General features: G+C 68.3%; 20 protein-coding genes. 9 read left to right on the plus strand and 11 right to left on the minus strand.

Going from position 1 to position 22245, the window contains the following annotated elements:
* Positions 1-56: 56 nt before the first annotated feature.
* Positions 57-965, plus strand: a complete 909-nt coding sequence (locus tag B161_RS0100845; protein ID WP_018631451.1) for a glutathione S-transferase N-terminal domain-containing protein — start codon at positions 57-59, stop codon at positions 963-965.
* 38 nt (positions 966-1003) lie between these two features.
* Here the strand turns inward: B161_RS0100845 and B161_RS0100850 are convergent, their stop codons facing one another.
* From B161_RS0100850 to hemE, 8 genes are all read right to left on the minus strand, one after another.
* On the minus strand, positions 1004-1924 hold the full coding sequence (locus B161_RS0100850) for a ParB/RepB/Spo0J family partition protein (RefSeq protein WP_018631452.1): 921 nt from the start codon (positions 1922-1924) through the stop codon (positions 1004-1006).
* Between the two features lie 14 nt (positions 1925-1938).
* Positions 1939-2796, minus strand: coding sequence for a ParA family protein (locus B161_RS0100855; protein WP_018631453.1), 858 nt, complete (start codon positions 2794-2796; stop codon positions 1939-1941).
* Positions 2796-3416, minus strand: a complete 621-nt coding sequence (gene rsmG, locus B161_RS0100860; RefSeq protein ID WP_040789003.1) for a 16S rRNA (guanine(527)-N(7))-methyltransferase RsmG — start codon at positions 3414-3416, stop codon at positions 2796-2798. The genes B161_RS0100855 and rsmG overlap by 1 nt, the downstream gene beginning before the upstream one ends.
* A gap of 23 nt (positions 3417-3439) precedes the next feature.
* Complete coding sequence (gene mnmG, locus B161_RS0100865; protein WP_018631455.1) at positions 3440-5335, minus strand: tRNA uridine-5-carboxymethylaminomethyl(34) synthesis enzyme MnmG; 1896 nt, start codon at positions 5333-5335, stop codon at positions 3440-3442.
* A gap of 5 nt (positions 5336-5340) precedes the next feature.
* Complete coding sequence (gene mnmE / locus B161_RS0100870) at positions 5341-6729, minus strand: tRNA uridine-5-carboxymethylaminomethyl(34) synthesis GTPase MnmE (protein ID WP_018631456.1); 1389 nt, start codon at positions 6727-6729, stop codon at positions 5341-5343.
* A gap of 221 nt (positions 6730-6950) precedes the next feature.
* Positions 6951-8222: a transcription termination factor Rho gene (gene rho, locus B161_RS0100875; protein WP_018631457.1), complete on the minus strand. Its 1272-nt coding sequence runs from the start codon at positions 8220-8222 to the stop codon at positions 6951-6953.
* Between the two features lie 182 nt (positions 8223-8404).
* The gene (gene hemJ, locus B161_RS0100885; RefSeq protein WP_018631459.1) at positions 8405-8854 is read right to left on the minus strand and encodes a protoporphyrinogen oxidase HemJ; all 450 of its coding nucleotides are present in this window, start codon (positions 8852-8854) and stop codon (positions 8405-8407) included.
* 2 nt (positions 8855-8856) lie between these two features.
* A complete protein-coding gene (gene hemE / locus B161_RS0100890) occupies positions 8857-9894 on the minus strand; it encodes a uroporphyrinogen decarboxylase (RefSeq protein ID WP_018631460.1) in 1038 nt (345 codons plus the stop codon).
* Positions 9895-10423: 529 nt separating this feature from the next.
* Between hemE and B161_RS16125 the strand changes: the two genes are divergently transcribed.
* Genes B161_RS16125 through dnaQ form a run of 5 tightly spaced genes read left to right on the plus strand, consistent with a single transcriptional unit; the run spans position 10424 to position 14151 of the window.
* Positions 10424-11383, plus strand: a complete 960-nt coding sequence (locus tag B161_RS16125; RefSeq protein ID WP_018631461.1) for a pyruvate, water dikinase regulatory protein — start codon at positions 10424-10426, stop codon at positions 11381-11383.
* The gene (locus tag B161_RS0100900; RefSeq protein WP_018631462.1) at positions 11380-11973 is read left to right on the plus strand and encodes a Maf family protein; all 594 of its coding nucleotides are present in this window, start codon (positions 11380-11382) and stop codon (positions 11971-11973) included. Before B161_RS16125 ends, B161_RS0100900 begins: the two co-directional genes overlap by 4 nt.
* Complete coding sequence (locus B161_RS0100905; protein ID WP_018631463.1) at positions 11970-12809, plus strand: shikimate dehydrogenase; 840 nt, start codon at positions 11970-11972, stop codon at positions 12807-12809. The genes B161_RS0100900 and B161_RS0100905 overlap by 4 nt, the downstream gene beginning before the upstream one ends.
* Entirely contained in the window at positions 12806-13420 is a 615-nt protein-coding gene (coaE, locus tag B161_RS0100910) for a dephospho-CoA kinase (protein WP_018631464.1), read from the plus strand. Before B161_RS0100905 ends, coaE begins: the two co-directional genes overlap by 4 nt.
* Positions 13417-14151 (plus strand): DNA polymerase III subunit epsilon, encoded by a 735-nt coding sequence (gene dnaQ, locus B161_RS0100915; RefSeq protein WP_018631465.1) that lies wholly within the window; start codon positions 13417-13419, stop codon positions 14149-14151. The genes coaE and dnaQ overlap by 4 nt, the downstream gene beginning before the upstream one ends.
* A 61-nt stretch (positions 14152-14212) precedes the next feature.
* Here the strand turns inward: dnaQ and secB are convergent, their stop codons facing one another.
* Positions 14213-14713: a protein-export chaperone SecB gene (gene secB / locus B161_RS0100920; protein WP_018631466.1), complete on the minus strand. Its 501-nt coding sequence runs from the start codon at positions 14711-14713 to the stop codon at positions 14213-14215.
* Between the two features lie 304 nt (positions 14714-15017).
* Between secB and B161_RS0100925 the strand changes: the two genes are divergently transcribed.
* From B161_RS0100925 to B161_RS0100935, 3 genes are all read left to right on the plus strand, one after another.
* Positions 15018-15680, plus strand: a complete 663-nt coding sequence (locus B161_RS0100925) for a Tim44/TimA family putative adaptor protein (RefSeq protein WP_018631467.1) — start codon at positions 15018-15020, stop codon at positions 15678-15680.
* An 18-nt stretch (positions 15681-15698) separates the two neighbouring features.
* The gene (gene mltA, locus B161_RS0100930; protein ID WP_018631468.1) at positions 15699-17114 is read left to right on the plus strand and encodes a murein transglycosylase A; all 1416 of its coding nucleotides are present in this window, start codon (positions 15699-15701) and stop codon (positions 17112-17114) included.
* 139 nt (positions 17115-17253) lie between these two features.
* Complete coding sequence (locus tag B161_RS0100935) at positions 17254-17916, plus strand: Smr/MutS family protein (protein WP_018631469.1); 663 nt, start codon at positions 17254-17256, stop codon at positions 17914-17916.
* A 71-nt stretch (positions 17917-17987) separates the two neighbouring features.
* Here the strand turns inward: B161_RS0100935 and B161_RS16130 are convergent, their stop codons facing one another.
* A complete protein-coding gene (locus B161_RS16130; protein WP_040788882.1) occupies positions 17988-20471 on the minus strand; it encodes a DUF2497 domain-containing protein in 2484 nt (827 codons plus the stop codon).
* Positions 20472-20772: 301 nt separating this feature from the next.
* Positions 20773-22203: a TolC family outer membrane protein gene (locus B161_RS0100945; protein WP_018631470.1), complete on the minus strand. Its 1431-nt coding sequence runs from the start codon at positions 22201-22203 to the stop codon at positions 20773-20775.
* Positions 22204-22245: the final 42 nt, after the last annotated feature.

The raw sequence follows: 22245 nt of genomic DNA on the forward strand, positions 1-22245 counted from the left end.
TGAGCCCTCCGCGCCGAAGCTTTAGAGCCGGAGAGCCCTTTTTCCGGAGATCATCCATGTATCGGCTCCACATCGGCGACAAATCCTATTCGAGCTGGTCTTTGCGCGGCTGGCTGCTGTTCGAAGCCTTCGGCCTTCCTTATGAGGAGGCTTTCCACCCCATGTATACCCCCGAGTTCGAGGCGTTCAAGCGACAGGCCGCCCCAGCCCTGAAGGTGCCGACGCTGGAGATCGTCGAGGACGGGGCCTCGCGCTATGTCTGGGACAGCCTCGCCATCGCCGAAACCCTCGCGGAGGCGCATCCGGAGGCGGGGCTCTGGCCCGCGGACAAAGCCGCCCGCGCCGCCGCCCGCAGCTTGACCGCCGAGGCTCATTCCAGCTTCGCGGCTCTGCGCAACGCCATGACGATGAACATCCGGCGGCGTTATCCGGGGGTGGGGCATACCGAACAATCCTTGGCCGACGCCGGACGCGTGCAGATGCTCTGGGCTTGGGCGCGGTCGCGTTTCGGCGCGGAGGGCCCTTGGTTGTTCGGCGCGCGCTTCAGCGTGGCGGATGTGTTTTACGCCCCCATCGTCACGCGCTTCGAGACCTATGGCGTGCCGACCATCCCGGAGGCCCGCGTCTATATGGACGCCGTTCTGGCCCATCCGGCGATGGTGAAATGGATCAAGGGCGCCATGGAGGAGAACTGGTTCCACGCCCGCTATGAGCCCTTCCCCGAGGAGAATTTCGCCGACTGGGCCGACCCCCGCCCGCCGCGCAAGGTCGAGGCCTGGAAAGGCGACGTCAGGGCGCGGGTGAACCTCGCCTGTCCTTTCTCGGGCAAGCCGGTGAAGGCGGATTCTCTGGCCGTGGCGGACGGCGTGGTGATCGGCTTCTGCAATTCGGGATGCCGCGATAAATTCGTCGCCGATCCGACGGCCTATCCTCAGGCGATGCGGCTGCTGGTCGGGCATCGCTGAGCTGAAACGTCGAAGGGGAGGCTTTCGCCTCCCCTTTTTCATTTTCCCGCGCCGAGCCGCGCGCAAAGCGCCTCCAGCTCTTCGGCCGAGGCGTAGCGGATGACCAGCCGCCCCCCCTTCCCTTTCGCCTCGACCTCGACCGGCGCCCGCAAAAGCCTGGTCAGCGCCTTGAGCCGGGCCGCCATCTCGGCGGAAGGCTTCGCCGGAGCTTTGGGTTCGGCGAGGGCGGGCGGCTGATGCGACTCCTGCGCCAGCTTCTCGGCCTGACGCACGCTCAGGCCCTCGGCGAGGATGCGCCGCGCCAGAGCCAAGGGGTCCGCCGCCGCGAGCAGAGCGCGGGCGTGACCTGCGGTGAGCGTCCCCTCCTCCAGCATGCGGCGGGCTTCCTCGGGCAGCTTCAGCAGGCGCAGCAGATTGGCGATATGGCTGCGGCTCTTACCGAGCCCCTGCGCGAGGCGCTCTTGGGTGTAGCCGAAATCCTCGATGAGCCGGGCGTAGCCCGTGGCCTCTTCGAGCGGGTTCAGATCGGCGCGCTGGACGTTCTCCACCAGCGCGACCTCGAAGGCGGCGGCGTCGTCGAAGCGGCGGACGAGAACCGGCGCATTGATCAGCCCGGCGCGCTGGGCCGCCCGCCAGCGGCGTTCGCCCGCGATGATCTCATAAGGCGCGCCGTCGCGGCGCGGGTTGGGCCGCACGAGGATCGGCTGAAGCACGCCCCGCTCGCGGATCGAAGCGGCGAGATCCTCCAGATCCTCCTCGCGGAAGAGGCGGCGGGGCTGGCCCGGATTGGGCTCCAGATCGGCCAGAGGCAGGCTCTTCAGCGTCTCGTCGCGCAGAGCCTCCGAAACCGCCAGAACCGCCCCCGGCGGCGAGGTCGGAACCTCCCGCGTCTCCGCTTCGCCGAAGAGGGCCGAAAGGCCGCGCCCCAGAGCCTTCTTGCGTGGTTTGATCTCGCTCATGACGCTCTCCCCGCTCACGCCGTCACCGGATCGCGCTCGCGGCGCAGGACTTCCTCCGCCAGACGCAAGTAAGCCTGACTCCCCGCGCAGGCCCGGTCATAGAGCAAGGCGGGCTTGCCATGGGAAGGCGCCTCGGAAAGCCGGACGTTGCGCGGAATGCTCGTCTCATAGACCACCCCGCCGAGATATTCCCGCACGTCCGCCGCCACCTGAGCCGAAAGGCTGTTGCGGCGGTCGTACATGGTCAGGACCACGCCCTGAACCGCCAGAGCCCGGTTCAAAGTCTTCTTCACCCGGTCGATGGTGTCGAGAAGCTGGCTCAGGCCCTCCAGCGCGAAGAACTCGCATTGCAGCGGCACGACCACGCCGTCGGCGGCGGTCATGGCGTTGATGGTCAGCAGATTCAGCGAAGGCGGGGAATCGATCAGCACGTAATCGAAGCGCTGATCCGCAGGCCCCTCGCCTGCGGGCGTTCCCTCCGGCCCGCGCAGAGCCTCGCGCAGGAGATGCGCCCGACGCGGCGAATCCGAAATCTCCAGATCCAAACCCGCGAGGTCGCTATTGGCCGGAACCACCCAGAGGTTTTCAGAGGCGGTCGCCTGAGCCGCCTCCTCCAGCGAGGCGCGGCCGCTGAGCAGATGATAGGAATTGGTCTCGCGCTGACGACGCTCCACGCCGAGCCCCGTGCTGGCGTTGCCCTGCGGATCGAGATCCACCAGCAGCACCCGCCGCCCGACCGCCGCCAGAGCCGCGCCGAGATTGATCGTGGTGGTGGTCTTGCCGACGCCGCCCTTCTGGTTCGAGACGGCGAAGACGCGCAGCGGCTTGACCTTCTTGGGTCGCAGCGCGGCGCGGAGGGGAGCGGATTCCATCAGGTCGAGCCTCCAGTGCGAAACCGCAGGATCATGCTTTCCGGATCGACGCGGCTGGGAAGAATCTCCGGCGCAAAGGGCCAGACTCCGGAGGCCGCGTCAAGCTCTTCGCGGCCTTGGCGGCCTTTGGGAAAGAGCGCGACGCCCTCGGGGCGCAGCAGCCGCCCGCTCCAGAGCAGCAGATCCTTGAGCGGCGCGAGCGCCCGCGCCGAAACCACGTCGGCGCAGGCGTCGGGCAGATCCTCCAGACGCTCCGCCTTGACCTGAACCGAAACGCCCGCCGCCCGCGCCGCCTCCAGCAGAAAGGCCGCCTTACGCCGGTCGCTCTCGACGAGGGTCACGCGCAGATCCGGCGCGGCCTCCAGAGCGAGGATCGCCACCACGAGGCCGGGAAAGCCCGCCCCCGAACCAAGGTCGAACCAATCCTTCGCATCCGGCGGCGCCAGAGGCAGGAGCTGCGCCGAATCCAGCATATGCCGCGCCCAGAGATCGCGGATGGTCGAGGGCCCGACCAGATTCACCGCCTTGTTCCAGCGCCGCAGCAAGGCGGCGTAGGCCACCAGACGCTCCAGCGTTTCACGTGAAACATCGGTCTTCTCGCGGAACTCCTCCGCGGACATGACTTCCCCGTTCTCGCCCCCGCTCACGCCGCGTCGCTCCCCTGCCCCGCCCCGTTCCCCGGAGCCCGCCGCACATGGCCGAGCAGCGCCGTCAGAGCCGCAGGCGTCACCCCGTCGAGCCGCGCCGCCTGCCCGAGCGTCGCCGGACGCGCGGCGGCCAGCTTCTGACGCACCTCCGCCGAAAGCCCGCCGATGGCCGCATAATCGAGATCAGGCGGAATGCGCAGAGCCTCGTCACGGCGGAAGGCGGCGATCTCGGCGTTCTGACGCAGAAGATAGCCCGCATAAAGCGCGTCGATCTCCAGCTGAGTCGCCAGAGCGGGCGCAAGCTCGCCCATCTGCGGCCAGATCTCCGCCAGACGCGCCGCATCGATCCCCGGCAGGGCCAGAAGCTCCAGCGCGCTGCGCCGACGCCCGTCCTTATTCAGCGCGAGGCCATGGCGCTCGGCTTCGTTGGGGGTCAGGCTGAGGCTCTCCGCCATAGCCCGCGCCTCGGCGAGCCCCCTGCTCTTCCCGGCCCAGACCTCCGCGCGGCGCCCGCCGACGCAGCCCCAGCCGATCCCTTTATCCGTCAGACGCTGATCCGCGTTGTCCGCGCGCAAAGTGAGGCGGTATTCCGCCCGCGAAGTGAACATGCGGTAAGGCTCCGTGACGCCCCGCGTCACAAGGTCGTCGATCAGCACGCCGATATAGGCTTCCGCCCGATCCAGCACGAGGCCCGCGCCGTCTCCGGCCCGACGCGCCGCGTTCAGACCCGCCATGAGCCCTTGCGCCGCCGCCTCCTCATAACCCGTGGTGCCGTTGATCTGCCCCGCCAGATACAACCCCGGCAGACGCCGGACCTCAAGCTCAGGCGTCAGCTCCCGAGGGTCGACGAAATCATATTCGATGGCGTAGCCCGGACGGAGGATCTCCACCTTCTCCAGCCCCGGAATCGTGCGGAGGAAAAGCTCCTGCGCATCGGCGGGCAATGAGGTGGAAACCCCATTCGGATAGATCGTGTGGTCGTCCAGACCTTCGGGCTCAAGGAAGATCTGATGGCTCTCCTTCTCGGCGAAGCGCGTGATCTTATCCTCGATGGAGGGGCAATAACGCGGCCCCCGCCCACTGATATGCCCGCCGAAGAGCGCCGAACGTCCGAGATTCTCCGCGATGATGCGATGAGTCTCGGCGGTGGTGTGGGTGATCCAGCAGACCGTCTGAGGCGTCTCGATGCGCTCGGTCAGGAAAGAGAAAGGCGTCGGCGGATCATCGCCGGGCTGAACCTCTAACGACGCCTTGTCGATGCTCCGCCCGTCGAGCCGCGCGGGCGTGCCGGTCTTGAGCCGCCCCATGGCCAGATCCAGCCCCTTGAGCCGTTCGGCCAGAGCCACCGAAGGCGCGTCGCCGACCCGTCCGCCCGGAGACCGCACGTCGCCGATGTGGATAATTCCGTGGAGAAAAGTCCCGGTGGTCAGGATCACCGCGCCCGCCGGATAGCTCTCGCCGCCTGCGGTCACGCCCGCCGCATGGCCGGAGGCGGCGAGGATCAGGTCCGAGACCTCCGCCTCGATCACGTCGAGATTCGCCTGAGCGCGGATCTCGGCCTGAATGGCCTCGCGGTAAAGCTTGCGGTCGGCCTGAGCCCGCGGCCCCTGCACCGCCGCGCCCTTGGAGCGGTTCAGCAGACGGAATTGAATCCCCGCCTTGTCCGCCGCGCGGCCCATCACGCCGTCGAGGGCGTCGATCTCGCGCACGAGATGGCCCTTGCCCAAGCCGCCTATGGCCGGATTGCAGGACATCTCGCCGAGGCGGTCGAATCTATGGGTGATGAGCGCCGTACGCGCGCCCATGCGCGCCGAGGCGAAAGCCGCCTCGCAGCCCGCATGGCCGCCGCCGACCACGATCACGTCGAATTTGCGCGCGGTTTGCTGCGCCATCGCGGTTATTTCCCTAAGCAGAATTCCGAAAACACGATGTCGAGCAGCGCCTCGACGCCGACCCGTCCCGTCACCTCGCCCAGCGCGGCCAGAGCGGCCCGCAATTCCTCGGCGGCCAGCTCAGGATAAGCGATCAGGCCCGCCGCGTCATCCGCTTCGCTTTGGGCCGCGAGATCGTCGAAACCCGCGAGGGCCTCGGCGGCGCGGGAAAGCGCCGCCTTATGGCGCGCTCGAGTCAGCAAAGCCGCCGAAGGATCGGCGCCGCCCGCCAGAATCCGCGTTTTGAGCAGGGCCGCGACCTGAGCCGCACCCGCCGGATCTTTGAGGCTGACGGGGAGGGGAGGGGAGATCGTTTCACGTGAAACATCGCCGAAATCGGGGAGGGGGCCGAGATCGCTCTTATTGGCGAGGATCAGATCGCCGCTTGAGAACAAATTGAAAACATTCTCCGGGGGCGGCGCATCCGGCGCGAGGAGGAAGATCCGCAGATCCGCGCCCGCCGCCAATTCGCGCGCACGTGTTACGCCCTCGCGCTCGATTTCATCCTCGGTTTCCCGCAGGCCCGCCGTGTCGATCAGCGTGACGGGCAGGCCGTCGATCTCCACGGCGGCCTCGATGGCGTCGCGGGTGGTGCCGGGGCGATCCGAGACGATGGCCGCCCGGCGCTGAGTCAGAGCGTTGAGCAAAGTCGATTTCCCGGCGTTGGGCGCTCCGAGGATCGCCACCCGCCAGCCCAGACGCAGACGCTCGCCATGCTCCGCCTGAGCCAGAGCCGCCGCGATCTCGCCGCCCACGCCCGCCGCCTTGGCGCGCATCCGGGCGATGACGTCGGGAGGGAGTTCGTCGTCGATGAAGTCTATGCTGGCTTCGAGAAAGGCGAGGGCCTCCGAAATGCGCTTCGACCAGCCGCGACAAGCCTCGCCGAGCGCGCCGTCGAGCTGGCGCAGGGCGGCGCGGCGCTGAGCCTCGGTTTCGGCGGCGAGGAGATCGGCGAGGCCCTCGACCTGCGTCAGATCGAGTTTCCCATTCTCGAAGGCGCGGCGGGTGAATTCGCCCGGCGCGGCGAGGCGCAGGCCCTCCAGCCCGCCGAGCGCCTCTAAAAGCGCCGCGAGAATGGCCGGGCCGCCATGAATCTGAAGCTCCGCGACGTCTTCGCCGGTGAAGCTGGCGGGGGCGGGAAACCAAAGCGCCAGAGCCTGATCCAGCCTTTCGCCGCTGATCGGATGGCGCAGATCCGCCAGAGTCGCGCGGCGAGGGGAGGGGAGGCGGCCCGCCAGAGCCTCCAGAGCCGCGCCCGCGCGCGGCCCGGAGACGCGCAAAACGGCGACTCCCGCCCGTCCGGGCGCCGTGGCGGGCGCGAAGATGGTGTCTCGGCTCAGGTCGGAGGGGGTCATTTCGGGGCGCTCGTCAGGAATGTTTCACGTGAAACGCTCCGCGAGCCGCAGGCGCGCAAGCGGAGCAGGGCGCAAAAGGGAAGGGGGCCCGAAAGCCCCCTCAAGGTCGGATTTCAAAGGCTTCGGATGAAGCCCTTGCAGGTTTAAGCGCTTCCCTGAGCCGTCAGGCTCAAGCGTTCCCCTGAGCCGTCAGGCTCAAGCATTCCTCTGAGCCGTCAGGCTCAAGCATTCATCGAATCGAAGAATTCGGCGTTGGTTTTGGTCTGTTTCAGCTTGCCGAGCAGGAATTCGATGGCGTCGGTCGGCCCCATGGGGTTGAGGATGCGCCGCAGGAGGAAGGTTTTCGCCAAAGCGCCCTTCTCCGTGAGCAATTCCTCTTTGCGGGTGCCGGACTTCAAGATGTCGATGGCCGGGAAGACGCGCTTATCGGCGATCTTGCGGTCAAGGATCACCTCGGCGTTGCCGGTGCCCTTGAATTCTTCGAAGATCACTTCGTCCATGCGCGAGCCGGTTTCGATCAGCGCCGTGGCGATGATCGTCAGCGAGCCGCCTTCCTCGATGTTGCGCGCTGCGCCGAAGAAGCGCTTCGGGCGTTGCAGGGCGTTGGCGTCCACGCCGCCGGTCAGCACCTTGCCCGAAGAGGGCACCACGGTGTTATAGGCGCGGCCGAGGCGCGTCACGCTATCGAGGAGGATCACCACGTCGCGCTTGTGCTCGACGAGGCGTTTCGCCTTTTCAATAACCATTTCAGCGACTTGCACATGCCGAACCGCCGGTTCGTCGAAGGTGGAGGAAATGACCTCGCCTTTGACGGTGCGCTGCATGTCGGTGACCTCCTCGGGGCGCTCGTCGATGAGCAGCACGATGAGGTAGCATTCCGGATGGTTCGCCGTGATCGAATTGGCGATGTTCTGGAGCAGAACCGTCTTGCCGGTGCGCGGCGGCGCCACGATCAGAGCGCGCTGGCCCTTGCCCATGGGCGAAACGATGTCGATCACCCGCGAGGAGCGGTCGCGGAGGGTGGGATCGTCCACCTCCATGCGCAGGCGCTCGTTGGGGTAAAGCGGCGTGAGGTTGTCGAAATGGACCTTATGGCGGATGGCCTCGGGGTCTTCGAAATTGATCGTATTGACCTTCAGAAGGGCGAAATAGCGCTCGCCTTCCTTGGGGGAGCGGATCTGACCCTCCACCGTGTCGCCGGTGCGCAGGCCGAAGCGGCGGATCTGGTTCGGGCTGACGTAGATGTCGTCCGGACCGGGAAGGTAATTCGCTTCGGGAGAGCGCAGGAAGCCGAAGCCGTCCTGAAGCACCTCCAAAACGCCGACGCCTGTGATGCGGACCTCGCGTTCGGCCAATTCCTTGAGGATGGCGAACATCATGTCCTGCTTGCGCATGGAGCTGGCGTTCTCCACCTCCAAGCTCTCGGCGAATTCCAGAAGGGCTTGCGGCGTCTTCGCCTTCAGCTCCTGGAGCTTGAGGTCCTGTTGATCCATGAATTTTTCGTCTCTTGGGGGGAAAGCGCGTGGGGCCGCAGCTGGAATGGCGGCCGCGCTTTGGAAAGCGGCGCGGAATATAAGCCGATTCGGCCTTTTCCGCAAGGTTGCGTCGGAAATTCGGCCTTCGGGCCGGAATCTGGGGATAAGATTGGGGATAATTCCCCGATTTTCGCCAGATTTTAGAAGGGCTTGAAGACCACCAAAGCCACGATGAGCAGCATCAGGATCGTCGGGGCCTCGTTGATCATCCGATAGAATTTCTCCGGGCGTTTATTCGCGCCTGCGGCGAAATCCTTGCGATAGCGCGAGAGCATCCCATGCACGCCCGACAAAACCAGCACCAGAGCGATCTTCGCATGCAGCCAGCCCCCTGCGCCCGCCTGAGGCGTGAAGCTCAGCAGAAGCCCGGCGGCCCAAGTCACGATCATCGCCGGATTCATGATGATCTTCAGGAGCTTGCGCTCCATGGTTTGGAAGGTCGAATCCATCTCGGAGCCCGGCGTCGCCCGCGTGTGGTAGACGTAGAGCCGCGGCAGATAGAACATCCCCGCCATCCAGGAGATCACCGCCGCGATATGCAGCCATTTCAGCCAGAGATAGGCGGGGGCGAGCGCGTCGAAGACGGGCATGGCTAGCCTCGGATGAGCTTGAGCAGCCGCTCGACCTGAGCGGGGTCGGCTTCAGGGGTGATCCCATGGCCGAGGTTGAAGATATGGGTGCGGCCCGCGAAGCCTTCCAGAATCGCCTCCGCTTCGCTCTGGAGGGCCTTGGAGCCCGGCAGCAGGGTCAGAGGGTCCAGATTGCCTTGCAGCGTCACAGAGGCCGGAATCGCGCTCTGAGCCCATGCGGGCGAGACGCTGGTGTCCAGCCCGAGGCCGGAGATCCCCGTCTCGCGGGCGTAGAGCGCGTAGCCGCCGCCCGCGCCGCGCGGAAAGCCGATGACCGGAACGCCCGGATGGCGCGCCTGCAAAGCCTCGACGACGCGTCGCGCCGGGGCGACGGAGAACCGCGCGAAGGCCCGAGGCGCCAGAGCGCCCGCCCAGCTGTCGAAGAGCTGCACGGCCTCGGCGCCCGCCTCGATCTGGCGAGAGAGATATTCGACGGTGGCCTCGGTCAGCAGGTCGATCAGAGCCTGAAAGCTCTCGGGATGGGAGAACATCCAGCGCCGCGCCGCCGCCTGCTCGTCCTTGCCGCGCCCGGCGGCCAGATAGGTCGCGAGGGTCCAGGGCGCGCCCGCGAAGCCGATCAGGGTCGTCTCGCGGGGCAGCTCCTCGCGCAGACGGCCGAGGGTTTCGTAGACCGGCGCGAGCTTCCTGTGGAGATCTTCGGGGATAAGTCGGGGCAGGGGCGCTTCGGGGCTCTGGACGTCGAGCCTTGGCCCCTCTCCCTGCTCGAACCAGAGCCGCCAGCCCAGCGCATGCGGGACGACGAGAATATCCGAAAACAAGATCGCCGCGTCGAAGCCGTAGCGCCGGATGGGCTGCAAAGTCGCTTCCACGGCGAAGTCCGGATTGTAGCAGAGTTCGAGAAAGCCGCCCGCCTTGGCGCGCAGCTCCCGATATTCCGGCAGATAGCGCCCCGCCTGACGCATGAGCCAGACGGGAGGGCGAGGAAGGGCCTCGCCGGAGAGGGCGCGCAGAAGGAGCTTATCGGGCGTCTGATCGGTCATGGGCGCGCTTGTAGCCTGCTCCATGGCCGGAGTCGATGCGGCGACCGGGCGCGTCTCGCGCCCCTTCCCTCCCCAGCCCGTCGCCGCAGGGCGGAGCGGATATCCACAGGAAAACATCTACAAGAAAGAATCTTAAAAAAGGTTGAAGAAGATAGTAGGAGGGTGGAAAAGCGTGAATTCTTTGGGATTCACAGGTTATGCCCAGAGTTATCCACAATCGAATCGATTCTTTCGGGAATCTCGCCAAGCTCTCAGGATGCTTGAAGCTCTCAGGAGAAGATTTTGATCCTATTGGGTTTCCACCTGATTCGCACTCGGAATCGGAGTCGGCGATTCGTTCGCGATTCGACCATGAGTCGTCGGAATCCTCCACAATCGGCGCCCGTTATGAGTCGGTCGCTGCCGAGATTCCATCCACCTGTGGATAACTCTGTGCATGAAGGTCTAATCGAATCCGCTTGACTCGGGATAACCCCCTTTTTCCCCTGATTCTTCCCCGTTATCCCCGTTATCCACAGGAGTTGTCCCCATGCGCCCGGAATCCGCTCCGGCCCCCGCTCCGGCCTCCATTTCGGAAGCCTCGCCGGAGGCGCCCGGAAGACCCGCGGGCCGCCTGCCTCAGGTGCATATCCTCTCCGATTCCACCGGCGACACCCTGCGCGCGGCGCTCCGGGCGGTCTCGGGGCAATTCCGCCATGTGGCCTTCGAGACCCGCGCCCATACCCTGATCCGCAGCCTGCCCGCCCTCGACCGCGCCTTTCAGGAGATCGCCGCCGCGCCGGGCCTGGTCATGCACAGCGTCGTGACGCCGCAGCTGCGCGCCCGGCTGGAGGAGCATTGCCGCAGGCTCAGCCTGCCCAACGTGGCCCTGCTCGATCCGGCCATCGCGGCCATGGCGGCCCATCTGAATTCTCCGCCCAACTGGCGGCCCGGCGGACAGCATGAGGTGGACGTCGCCTATTACGCCCGCATGGCCGCCATCGACTTCGCCATGGAGCATGACGACGGCGAATGGAGCGAAAGGCTGCGCGCCGCCGAGGTGCTGCTGATCGGAGTGAGCCGCACCTCGAAGACGCCGACCTGCGTCTATCTGGCGGGCAAAGGCGTGAAGGCGGCGAATCTGCCGCTGACTTCGGCGCGGCCGCCGCCGCCCGCCCTCTTCGAATTCGGGCCGGACGAGGGGCCGCTTCTGGTCGGGCTGACCGCCAAGCCCGCGCGTCTGGCGCAGATCCGGGCGCATCGGCTTCAGAGCCTGCGCCAAGAGGACGGGCGCGGCGGAGATTACGCCGAGGTCTCGGCCATTCAGCGCGAGGTGGTCGAGGCGCTCAAGCTCTTCGAGCGGCTGCAATGCCCGGTGATCGACGTCACGCGCCGCTCCATCGAGGAGACGGCGGCGGCGGTCATGAGCCTGCTGGAGGCGCGGGGCCGGGCGCGCCGGGCGGGGATTCCCTTCACGGGCGGCCTGACGGACAGGGGAGAAGGCGCATGATTCTGCTGGCTTCAGGCAGCGAGGCGCGGGCGCGGATGCTGCGCGCCGCAGGCGTGGAGGTCCAGACGCGCCGGGCCGCCGTGGACGAAGAGGCCGTGACCGCCTCTCTGCGGGCCGAGGGGGTGGGGCCGCGCGATCTCGCCGACGCCCTCGCCGAGATGAAGGCGATGCGGGTCGGGGCTGCGGCGCCTGCGGGGCTGCTGACGCTCGGGGCGGATCAGACCCTCGCCTTCAAGGATCGGGTCTACGGCAAGCCCGAGAGCCTCAAGGCGGCGCGGGCGCAGCTTCTGGAGCTGCGCGGCGAGTCGCACACCTTGTTTTCGGCGGCGGTGATCGTCGAGAACGGCGCGCCGGTCTGGCGTCATGTGGGCGCGGCGCAATTGCGCATGAGGCCCTTTTCGGAGAAGTTCCTCGACGCCTATCTTGAGGCCGAAGGCGAAGCGATCCTCGGATGCGCGGGCGCCTATCGCATCGAGGGGCCGGGGGCGCAATTGTTCTCGCGCGTGACGGGCGATCATTTCACCATTCAGGGTCTGCCTGTGCTGGAGATCCTGGGCTATCTGCGGGCGAGAGGGATTTTGACCGAATGAGCGAAGAGCGGGACGCGCCTCTGGCGGGAGTCTTCGGCTGGCCGGCCTCCCATTCGAAATCTCCGGCGCTGCACGGCCATTGGCTGAAGCGCTATGGGATCAGGGGCTGGTATCTGCCGCTTCCGGTGCGGCCGGAGGATTTCGCCGAAGTTCTCAAGGCTCTGCCGCGCATGGGCTTCGTGGGGGCCAACGTCACCATGCCCCATAAGGCCGAGGCCTTCCGCATGGCCGATGAGGCCACGCCTCTGGCGCGGCGGCTGCGGGCGGCGAATACGCTGATCCTCCGCGAGGGCCGCATCTTCGCCGACAACACCGACGGATTCGGCTTCATCGAGAATCTGCGCCAAAATTCGCCTGAATGGAGCCCGGCGGCGGGCCCTGTGACGGTGATCGGCGCCGGAGGGGCCAGCCGCGCGGTGATCGCCGCTCTCGCGGAGGCGGGGGCGCCGGAGATTCGGCTGCTCAACCGCACCCTCGCCAATTCCGAGGAGCTTCAGCGCGACCTCGACCTGCCTCTGAAGCTTCTGCCCATGGAGAAGCTGTCCGAGGCTCTGGAGGGCGCGGCTCTGGCGGTGAACGCCACGGCGCTCGGCATGGCGGGCGGGCCGCCCTTCGACCTCGACCTCAGCGCGCTGGCCCCGGGAATCCTCGCCACGGATCTGATCTACGCGCCGCTCAAGACGCCTTTCCTCGCAGCCGCCGAGAAGCAGGGCGCCCGGATCGTGGACGGACTCGGAATGCTGCTGCATCAGGCGCGGCCCGGATTCGCGGCGTGGTTCGGGCGCGAGCCGGAGGTGGATGAAGAGCTCCGCCGCGCCGTTCTGGAGGCCGCATGACCTATCGCCTCGGCCTGACGGGCTCCATCGGCATGGGCAAGAGCGCCACCGCCGAAATGTTCCGCAAGCGCGGGATTCCCGTCTATGACGCCGACGTCGCCGTGGCGGAGCTTTACGCGCCCGGAGGCGGCGCCGCGCCGGTTCTGGAGGCGCTGATTCCCGGCGCCGCCGCGTCCGACGGCTCGGCGGATCGCGAGGTTCTGCGCAAGGCCGTCCTCGGGAATCCCGGGATGCTGAAAAAGCTCGAAGCGGCGATTCATCCGCTGGTCCTCGCCAAACGCGCGGAGTTCCTCGCGGCCAACCGCGAGGCGCCGCTCGCGCTGCTCGACATTCCCTTGCTTTATGAAACGGGCTCGGAGCGGGAGATGGAGGCGGTGCTCGTGGTCTCCGCCCCGGCGGAGGTCCAGCGCGCGCGGGTTCTGGCGCGTCCCGGCATGACGCCCGAGCGTTTCGAGGCCATCCTCGCCCGCCAGACTCCCGACGCCGAGAAGCGCGCCCGCGCGGATTGGGTTCTCGACACGAGCCGGGGATTCCCCGCCGCCGAGGCCGAAGTCGAGGCGATCCTCGCGCAATTCCGCGCGACAGGCCGCATCGGACAGGAGAAGCCATGACCCGCGAGATCGTCCTCGACACCGAAACCACCGGCTTCGACCCCGCGCGCGGCGACCGCATGGTGGAGGTCGCCTGTCTGGAGCTGGTGAATCGTCTGCCGACCGGGGCGTATTTCCACCGCTACATCGATCCTGAGCGCTCCGTCCCCGCCGAGGCCGCCGCCGTCCACGGCCTGACCGACGAGAAGCTGCGCGGCCAGCCGAAATTCCGCGAGATCGCGCAGGATTTCCTCGACTTCATCGGCGAAGCGCCGCTGGTCATCCATAACGCCGCCTTCGACATGAAGTTTTTGAGCCATGAACTGGCTCTGGCGAATAAGCCCACCCTGCCTTACGCCCGCGCCGTGGACACTCTGGCCATGGCCCGGACGCGCTTTCCCGGCGCTCCGGCCACCCTCGACGCGCTCTGCCGGCGGTTCGGCGTGGACAACTCCGGCCGCCAGCTCCATGGCGCGCTCATCGACTGCGAGCTTCTGGCGGGCGTCTATCTGGAGCTGACCGGCGGGCGTCAGATCGGCTTCGGCCTCGACGCGGGGCCGAAGGGGCGCAGAGCCTCCGTCTCCCCGGCCTCCGAGGGGCTTGCGGCGGGAGGCGCCGCCGCGAAGGGCGAGGCGCCCGCCGCGCGGCGTCCCTCCGCGCGGCCTGCTCTGCTGACCTCCGAAGAGGCCGCCGCGCATGAGGCCTTCGTCCGCGGCCTCGGCGAGGCCGCGCGCTGGCGGCGGCCCTCCTGAACGAAAAAGGCCGCGCTCTGCGCGCGGCCTTTCCGTCTCGTCGAAACCGAAAGCCTGAGGATCAGGCCTGTCCGGCGGGGGGCTCTCCGGCGGCCTGCTGGGCGCGCTGGGCCGCCACGGCGTCGAGCCGCTGGCGATAGAGCGCCATGAAGTCCACCGGATCGAGCAGCAGCGGCGGATAACCGCCGTCGCGCGTGGCGTCGGCCACCACGCGGCGCGCGAAGGGGAAGAGGATGCGCGGGCATTCGGCCAGCAGGATCGGCTCGATCATGTTCTGAGGCGCGCCGGTCAGGCGGAAGATCCCGACGTAATCCAGCGAGGCCGCATAGATGTTCTTGTTCTCGACGACGGCCTTCGCGTCGATCTTGAGCGAAACCTCGAAGATGCCCTGCTCGCCGTCTTCGGCGGGCAGCTGGCGGGCGTTGGCGTCGATGCGCACGGGCAGGTCGGGGCGCGAGTCGATGCGCATTCCGGCGCCCGGATTCTCAAACGACAGATCCCGCACGAATTGCGCGAGGATCGACAGCTGAATGTCGGCCGGAGGGGGGGCGGCGTCGGTCATCGAGGATAGGCTCCTGAAGATAGGTTCAAAATGGGACGTTGAGCCAAGGGGCTATCATGGGTCGGCCCCGGCGCCAAGTCTCGCGCATGGAGGAGGGGCGAGATTCGCAGGCTCCTTTCCTTTCAGGCGGGGATTGAGAAAATGTGAAGACGGAGAGGCGCGCATTTGGCGTTTCGCCGCCTCTGCGACGCTTGCGCGCCCCGCGACAGTGGATTTTAAGCCTGCGACGCCATACATAGAGTCTCAAGCCCCGCGCGCCCGATTTCGGCCGCCCGGCCCCATCCGCCTCAGGAGACGCGCCCTGATGACCGACGCCTTTCTGGAGATCCTCATCCTCGCCGCCGTGGCCGGATTCGTGTTCATGCGCCTGAAGGGCGTGCTGGGCACCCGGGTGGGGCGTGAAAACCCGGAGGAATGGGGCTTCGGCGCGCCGTCGGGCAAGCCCGGCCCCGCCGCGGACCGGGCCGAGGCCGCTCCCGGCCTGCCGCCCGAATTGGGCGTCGATCCCGCCAGTCCCGCCGGACGCGCTCTGATCCTCGGGCTGGAGGCCGATTCCGAATTCGACCCCGCCGATTTCATGCGGCGCGCGGGCGACGCCTATGAATATATCCTTCTGGCCTTCGAACATGGCGAGAAAGACGATCTGAGGCCGCTTCTCGCGCCGAACGTTTACCAAAGTTTTTCCCATGTGATCGATGATCGTACGCAGAAAGGCGTCGTCGTCGAGGCCCGTCTCGTCCGCATTCTGGCGACCGAACTCAAGGACGCCAGATTCGACCCGGCGACCCGGGAGATGCAGATGGACGTGCGCTTCGAAGCCGAGCTGATCTCCGCGGCGCGCGATGCGGCCGGCGCGGTGGTGCAGGGCGATCCGACGCAGCCGCGCGTCATCTCCGATCTCTGGACCTTCTCGCGCCGACTGGGCGACGCCGATCCCAACTGGTTGCTCGTCGCGACGGGCGACTGAGCCCGTCGAGGAGCGAGCATGATCCGTTTCGCCCGAGCCGTCGCCTGCGCGACGGCCCTTTCCGCCTTGAGCGCCTGCGCCAGCGGACCAAAGACCCCTCTCGCCGTCGCGCCGACGCCTCTGGCGCCGGCCGCTTCGCCGATCAGCCCGCCCCCCCCTCAGGCGGCGGGGCCCGTTCTGACCCCCATGCCCGGCGGCGGCGCCTTGCTGCCGCCGATGGTGGCTCAGGCGCCGCGGCCTCCCGCCGCGCCGGGGCCGGCCGGCCCTCAGCCCCCAGCCGCGCCCGGCCTGCCGCCCGGCGCCTATACGCCGCAAGCCATGCAATTTCCGCCTCAGCCCGTCGCCGGACCCGAATTCGTCCTTGAAGGCGCCGCCGGACGCGCCCAGCCGGTGCAGTTCGCCGGGCTTCAGGGCTGGGCCGAAGACGACCACGCCGCCGCGCTCAACGCTTTGGCGGCGGTTTGTCAGAAGCTCTCCGGGCGCGAGGTCTCGGCCTCCATCGGCGGCCCCAAGGCCGCGGACGGCGCGCCGATCGGCGGCTACGCCGGGGATTGGGTCCAGATCTGCGGCGCCTGGCCGCGCGATCCGCGCAACCGCGCCGAGGCCCGCGCCTTCTTCGAGCATTGGTTCCAGCCGGTGCGCATCGAGGCCAAGGCGGCCGACGAGGCTTTGTTCACCGGTTATTACGAGCCGGAGCTGCGCGGCTCTCTGACGCCGGTCGGGCCTTATCAATTCCCGCTCTACCGCAAGCCCGACGACCTCATCGACGGCGTCGCCTATCACAACCGCGCCCAAATCGACGCGGGCGCGCTGAAGGGCAGGGGGCTGGAGCTGGTCTTCGTCGACGATCCGGTGGATCTCTTCTTCCTGCACATTCAGGGCTCAGGCCGGGTGCGTCTGCCCGACGGCAATGTGATGCGCGTCGGCTACGCCGGGAAGAACGGCCATAGCTATAAATCCATCGGGCGGGTGCTGGCCGACCGCGGCGAGATGACCCTCGGCGAGACCTCCGCCGACGGCATCAAGGCTTGGGCGCGGCGCAATCCTCAGAAGATGTGGGGGCTTTTCGCGGAAAACCCCTCCTATGTCTTCTTCACGCCCAAAGAGAGCCTTTCGCCCAACGAAGGCCCCGTGGGCTCCTTCGGCACGCCTCTGCCGGCCTTGCGCTCGGTGGCGGTGGACCAGAAATTCTACGCCCTCGGCCTGCCGATCTGGATCGAGACGGATTCGCCCGCCGGAGCCCTGCGCCGGCTGGTGGTGGCGCTCGACACGGGCGGCGCCATCAAGGGCGCCCAGCGCGCGGACATCTTCTTCGGCTCCGGCGACGAGCCGGGCCGCCTCGCCGGATCCACCAAGGATTACGGGCGCATGACCGCCCTGCTTCCGAAGCTTTCGGTGCAGCGCATCTGGCAGGGCGCGGTTCCTCGCATCTAAAGAAAAGCGCGCGCGCCGAGGAAACGTTTCCCGCGCGCCGCGCGCCGCCTATATAAGGCGCTTCCCGCCCCATCCGGCCCTTCGACAGGTCGGATGGGGTTCGGCGTTTGGGCGAAGGGAGATCGGGGAGGGCGCGCAGGTGCGGCGCAAAAGCGGCAGAACCACCACGGAGGAGGAGCTTCGGCTCTGGCGGGCCGCCATGCGCGACGCGGAGCCTCTGGCGCGCGCTCAGTCCGCCGCGCCTGAAAAGCCCGCCGAGCCGCCTGAAGCCGCGCCGCGCAAGCCGGAGACGCCCGCCGCCCGGCCCGACCTGCTTCCTCTGGCGGATTTCTCCGCCCTGCTCGGCTTGGGGCCCATGGCCCGCGCCGCCCGTCCCGAGCTTTCGCCCGCCCGGCTTTTGACCTCGCCCCCGCCCGCGAAGCCCTTCGTGGAGCCGCTCGGGCCCAGCACCCCCGGACTCGACCGCCGCACCGCCCAACGTCTGATGAAAGGCGACAAGCGCCCCGAAGGGCGGCTTGATCTGCACGGCCTGACTCTGGACCGCGCCCATGTCGCGCTGATCCTCTTCGTCATCGCCGCGCGCCGCGAGGGCAAACGCATGGTTCTGGTGGTCACGGGCAAGGGCGGCGATTATCAGGCGCGCGCCTCAGGGCGCGAGGGGCCGCGGCCCGGAACTCTGCGGGAGGCGACGCCGCGCTGGCTCGATTCTCCGCAGCTCAAGCCTCATGTCGGCGGAGTCTATCCGGCCCATGAGCGCCATGGCGGCGCGGGGGCGCTCTACGTCTATCTGCGCAAGGGCTGAACCGCGCCTTAAAAAAGGAAGGCCCCTCCCTTGCGGAAGAGGCCCGAAGAAGCTTCGCCTTCGGATGAGGATCAGGTCTGATCCGACCAGGCCGCGCGGGCGCTGACGCGCTCCACCTCGGCCCGCACCAGCCGCTCGACCATGCCCGGCAGATTCTCGTCCAGCCACTCGCGCAGCATGGGCTTGAGCATCTGACGCACCACGGCGTTCAGCGATTCCGTCTCGCCCTCGGCGGCGCCGGGCAGCGGGAAGCCGCCATGCAGACGCGGAGCCTGCGCGCCCGTCAGGGCGGCCATCGCCCGGGCGGAGGCCCGTTCGGCGGCTTCGGAGAGCAGATCCTCGTCCTCGATCAAGGAGCGGCGGGCTGAAATCGCGGCGGGCGGCGCCGGGGCGCGCGTGGTCAGAGCCGTGGAGGCGGCGGCGGTCGCGGCCGCTCCGGTCGCGGCGGCGGTCTCCCAGAGGGCGGCCGGATCCTCGGCCTCCCCCAGACGCTCGGTGAGCAGCAGCTCCTCGCGCGCGAAGCCGGATTCCGGCTCGGTCGGGGCGGGCGGGATGTCGAGCGGCGAAGCCGGATCCCGGCTCGGCTCGAAATCGGAATCCGAGCCCCAGAAGGAATTGACGTCGAAGGGCGGCGGCTCGGCGGCGGCGGGCTCGGCGGCAGGCGCTTCGGGAATGCGCCGGTCCGAAGAGAGATTCAGCACCCCCTCGTCGAGATCCTCGCGGCTGAAGCGGTCGACGCCGAAGACGTCCAGAGGATCGCCCAAATCCGCAGCCCCGCCGCGGGCCTCGACGGCGGCCTCTCCGGAGGCTTCAAGGAAGGATTCGGCCTCCTTGAGCGGTGCGGCGGAGGATTCGGCGGGGGCTTCGTCGAGGGCGCCGAAAATATCGTCCACTTCGCGGCGCGTGGTCTCCACCGTGCGGGAGGCCTCTTCGCGCAGAGAGGCGAAATCGGGCAGATCGAATTTCGGCGGCTCGAAGACCGGCAGATCGGGGATGGCGGGGGCGGCCTCCTCGACCGTCTCCGCGACGGCCTTGACGGCGGAGCGGCCCGCGTCGCCGACGGCCTTCGCGGCGTCTCCGGCGAGGTCGGCGGCCTCTTTGGCGCTCTCCGCCGCGAAATCGACGCCCGCGTCCACGGCTTCGCCGAAGAAGCGTCCGGCGCCTTTGGTCAGATCGGCGGCGGCGTCCAAAGCGGCGCCTCCGGCCTCTCTGGCGGAGTCAAGAGCCTCTCCGGCGAGATCGGCGGCGTCCTCCGCGAAGGCGGCGCCGGATTCGACGACGGGGGAGACGACGCGGTCGGCGGCCTTGTCGAGCGCGCGTCCGGCGTCCTCGGTCAGATCGGCGGCGGTCTCGAAGACGGAGCGTCCGGCGGAGCGGGCGCCCTCGACGAGGCTCGAAGCGGCCTCGGAGGCGAGGTCTTGGGCGCCCTCGACGACGAACTCGGCCGAGTCTCCCGCCTCTTCGGCGAAATCGACGGCGGATTCGAAAACGGAGCGCCCGGCCGTTTTGGCGGTCTGGGCGGCGCCTCCGGCGAATTCGGTCAGATCGGCGAGGCTCTCCGAAGCGGAGCGGCGCAGGAAGACCTCCGCCTCGTCGGCGGAATCGACGACGGCGCGGCGCGCGACGCTCGCGGCCTCTTCGGTCTTGCGGCCGAGGTCGGCGGCTTCGGATTTGAGGCCGGAGAGAAGTTCGGCCTCAGGATCCAGCGTATAACCATCGTCGAAGGCGCTCGGCGGCGGGGTCAGGAAGCGGGCGAAGGGATCCTCCGCCGCAGGGGCGGGCGCGGCGGCGGCCGACGGCGGCGCGACGGGCGCGGGCTTCGGCGGCGGCGCGAGGGGGCGCGGCGGCTCCTCGACGAAGCGGCCGCCGTAAGCGCCCTCCACCACGCGCGGCGGCGCGGCGGGGGGCTCGACCTTGGGCGCGGAGGATTTCAGGATGGCGCCGAAATCGGCGTCCAGATCGGCGTCGTCGCTGTCGCGGAAGGGGATTTCGAATTCGAAACGCGATTCGGGCTCGGGGGTCTGGCTGGGCCGGCCAAGGGCGCGCTCGGCCCAACCGAACTCCTCCTCAAGGCGCTCGTCCTGAGGGCCGGGCTGAGGGCCGGGCCGGGGCGCGGGGCGCGAGGGCGCGGGCGGCTCGGGATCGCGCGCGACGCCGCCGAGGCCGCTCCAATCGACTTTGGCGGGAGCGGGCGGCGGGGGCGGCGGAGCGGGAGCAGGCGCCGGAGGCTGGGCGGCGACGGGCGGCGGGGCGGGATCGGCGGGCGGCTCCTCGAAGCGGAAGCGGCGCGTCTCGGGGCGCGGAGCCTCAGAACGCGGAGGCTCAGAACGCGGAGGCTCAGAGCGCGGAGTCTCGGGGCGGGAGGGTTCGGGACGGGAAGGCTCCGCGCGGGCGGGCGTCGGGACTTCGGCGCGAAGCGTCGCCTCCTCGGCCTCGGCGCGCCCGCGCCGGGCGCTGCGCGCCTCTTGTTCGTCCTCCTCGGCGATGATCCGACGGATGGAGGCGAGAATGTCCTCCATGCTGGGTTCGAGAGGCGAAGCGGAATGATTCGACATGGCGGCCTTCACGATATCCCTGCGCGCAATGCGCCCCAATGCAAGAAACTTAAGATTTATGTCGTGCCAAAACAAGACAGGCCGGGCTCGAAACCTCGAACCTCCGGCCGGTTTCGCCCGGCATGCATGGGCATCATGAGGCCCACAATCTTAAAGGCTGGTTATTGGATGGGAGAAGGAGGAGCGCGAAGGGGTTGATCCCGCGTTTCAATTTTCGGCCGGGAAGCGCGAATGCGCTCCTCGGCCTCAGATCAATGCGTTGTTTTTGAAATAAGTTTTATCGGCTTGCGCCGAGGGGCCTTCACAGCCTGTCGCGGACATATCCGAAGGGGTTCCACGGGAAGTTCCAGCGGTTGACCATGGCCGCGGCGGCGTCGAGGCCCATGCGGCGGATCTCCTGCGTGGTCGGCGTGGGGGGAATCGGCTCCGAGATGCGGGCGAGTCCGATGGAGGTCGGGCTCAGGCGGCCCATCGTCCCGAGGATCCGATAGGCGCTGAGATGCGAATCAGCCGCCGCCCGCACCAAAGCCGTGCGCGCGTCCAAAAGACTCTGCTGCGCGTTGAGCTGATCGAGAATCGAACGCGCGCCGACGGTCATCTCCTCGCTCACGCCGGTGTAGGCGAGCTGCGCCGCCTGCACCCGCGCCAGATTGGCCGCGAGGCTCTGTTGCGCCGTGACGTAGCTGGTGAAGGCCGAGCCTACGCTTTGGCGAACGGCGGCCTCGGCGTCCATGATCTGCATCCGCCGCTGCGAGGCCGTCGCCCGCGCCGCCCGCACGCGGCTGTCGACCACGCCGCCGTCGTAGATCGGATGATTGATCGACACCCCGATGTTGGCGCTGTTGGTGAAGCCGTCGAGGATCGGGAACATGTCGCTTTTCGCGGTGGAGACGCCGGCGCTCAGGCCCACGGTGGGCATATAGCCGGTCATGGTCGATTCGGCGGCGGCGATGGCCGCGCGCTCGCTGGCGCGGGCCGCCAGAATCGAGGGATGGGCCATGGCCTCGGAGAGCGCGGTCTCCAGCGTGGAGGGCAGGGTGGGCAGACGGCTCGGCGGCTGCGGATTATTCGGGACGCGCCCGACCAGCCGCTGGAAGGTCTGCTCGCTGATGGTCAGGGCGCCGCGCGCCTGCACCACCGAGGCGCGGGTGCTGGAGAGCTGAGCCTCCGCCTGAGCCACGTCGGTGAGGGTGGCCTCGCCGACCTGAAAGCGCAGCCGCGCCGCCTCGGATTGCTGGCGGAAGATCTCGAAGCTCGACAGGGTCATGCCGAGCAGCTCGCGGTCGCGGACCAGGCCGATATAGGCGACGATGGTGTCGAGGAGGGCCGCTTGCTCGGATTGCAGATAGCCCAGCTGGCTGGCGTCGAGGGATTCGGCCGCCTGACGAATGGCGATGGCGGTGCGTCCGCCGTCATAGACCGGCAAGGAGGCGCTCAGCGAAGCGGAGAGGCTGTCGCCCCAAGCCGCGCCGCTGTCGAGCAGGCGGTCGCCGCGCACGCCGTAGCTGCCGCTGGCGTTGAGCGAGGGCGAATAGCCCAGCCGGGCCTGAGTCAGGCTTTCGGCGGCGCTTTGCAGTCCGAAGCGGCTCGCCGCCAGAGAAGGATTATTGCGATAGGCGTCGCTCAACGCGTCGTAAAGCGTTTCGGCCTGCGCCGAGGGAGTCGCGAAGAGTCCGGCGAAGACGCCCGCCGTCAAGGCGAGAGCGGTCGTCCAACGCGTCCAGCGGCGCATAGGGGCCTCCTTAGGGCGGCGAGGCGGCGGGAGGCCCTGAGG

Source organism: Neomegalonema perideroedes DSM 15528, assembly GCF_000374145.1.
Classification (GTDB): domain Bacteria; phylum Pseudomonadota; class Alphaproteobacteria; order Rhodobacterales; family Rhodobacteraceae; genus Neomegalonema; species Neomegalonema perideroedes.

What these genes read in the sequence shown, in the direction of transcription:
- B161_RS0100845 (WP_018631451.1), top strand. Translation starts at nt 57, where the DNA reads ATGTATCGGCTCCACATCGGCGACAAATCCTATTCGAGCTGGTCTTTG.
- B161_RS0100850 (WP_018631452.1), bottom strand. Translation starts at nt 1,924, where the DNA reads ATGAGCGAGATCAAACCACGCAAGAAGGCTCTGGGGCGCGGCCTTTCG.
- B161_RS0100855 (WP_018631453.1), bottom strand. Translation starts at nt 2,796, where the DNA reads ATGGAATCCGCTCCCCTCCGCGCCGCGCTGCGACCCAAGAAGGTCAAG.
- rsmG (WP_040789003.1), bottom strand. Translation starts at nt 3,416, where the DNA reads ATGTCCGCGGAGGAGTTCCGCGAGAAGACCGATGTTTCACGTGAAACG.
- mnmG (WP_018631455.1), bottom strand. Translation starts at nt 5,335, where the DNA reads ATGGCGCAGCAAACCGCGCGCAAATTCGACGTGATCGTGGTCGGCGGC.
- mnmE (WP_018631456.1), bottom strand. Translation starts at nt 6,729, where the DNA reads ATGACCCCCTCCGACCTGAGCCGAGACACCATCTTCGCGCCCGCCACG.
- rho (WP_018631457.1), bottom strand. Translation starts at nt 8,222, where the DNA reads ATGGATCAACAGGACCTCAAGCTCCAGGAGCTGAAGGCGAAGACGCCG.
- hemJ (WP_018631459.1), bottom strand. Translation starts at nt 8,854, where the DNA reads ATGCCCGTCTTCGACGCGCTCGCCCCCGCCTATCTCTGGCTGAAATGG.
- hemE (WP_018631460.1), bottom strand. Translation starts at nt 9,894, where the DNA reads ATGACCGATCAGACGCCCGATAAGCTCCTTCTGCGCGCCCTCTCCGGC.
- B161_RS16125 (WP_018631461.1), top strand. Translation starts at nt 10,424, where the DNA reads ATGCGCCCGGAATCCGCTCCGGCCCCCGCTCCGGCCTCCATTTCGGAA.
- B161_RS0100900 (WP_018631462.1), top strand. Translation starts at nt 11,380, where the DNA reads ATGATTCTGCTGGCTTCAGGCAGCGAGGCGCGGGCGCGGATGCTGCGC.
- B161_RS0100905 (WP_018631463.1), top strand. Translation starts at nt 11,970, where the DNA reads ATGAGCGAAGAGCGGGACGCGCCTCTGGCGGGAGTCTTCGGCTGGCCG.
- coaE (WP_018631464.1), top strand. Translation starts at nt 12,806, where the DNA reads ATGACCTATCGCCTCGGCCTGACGGGCTCCATCGGCATGGGCAAGAGC.
- dnaQ (WP_018631465.1), top strand. Translation starts at nt 13,417, where the DNA reads ATGACCCGCGAGATCGTCCTCGACACCGAAACCACCGGCTTCGACCCC.
- secB (WP_018631466.1), bottom strand. Translation starts at nt 14,713, where the DNA reads ATGACCGACGCCGCCCCCCCTCCGGCCGACATTCAGCTGTCGATCCTC.
- B161_RS0100925 (WP_018631467.1), top strand. Translation starts at nt 15,018, where the DNA reads ATGACCGACGCCTTTCTGGAGATCCTCATCCTCGCCGCCGTGGCCGGA.
- mltA (WP_018631468.1), top strand. Translation starts at nt 15,699, where the DNA reads ATGATCCGTTTCGCCCGAGCCGTCGCCTGCGCGACGGCCCTTTCCGCC.
- B161_RS16130 (WP_040788882.1), bottom strand. Translation starts at nt 20,471, where the DNA reads ATGTCGAATCATTCCGCTTCGCCTCTCGAACCCAGCATGGAGGACATT.
- B161_RS0100945 (WP_018631470.1), bottom strand. Translation starts at nt 22,203, where the DNA reads ATGCGCCGCTGGACGCGTTGGACGACCGCTCTCGCCTTGACGGCGGGC.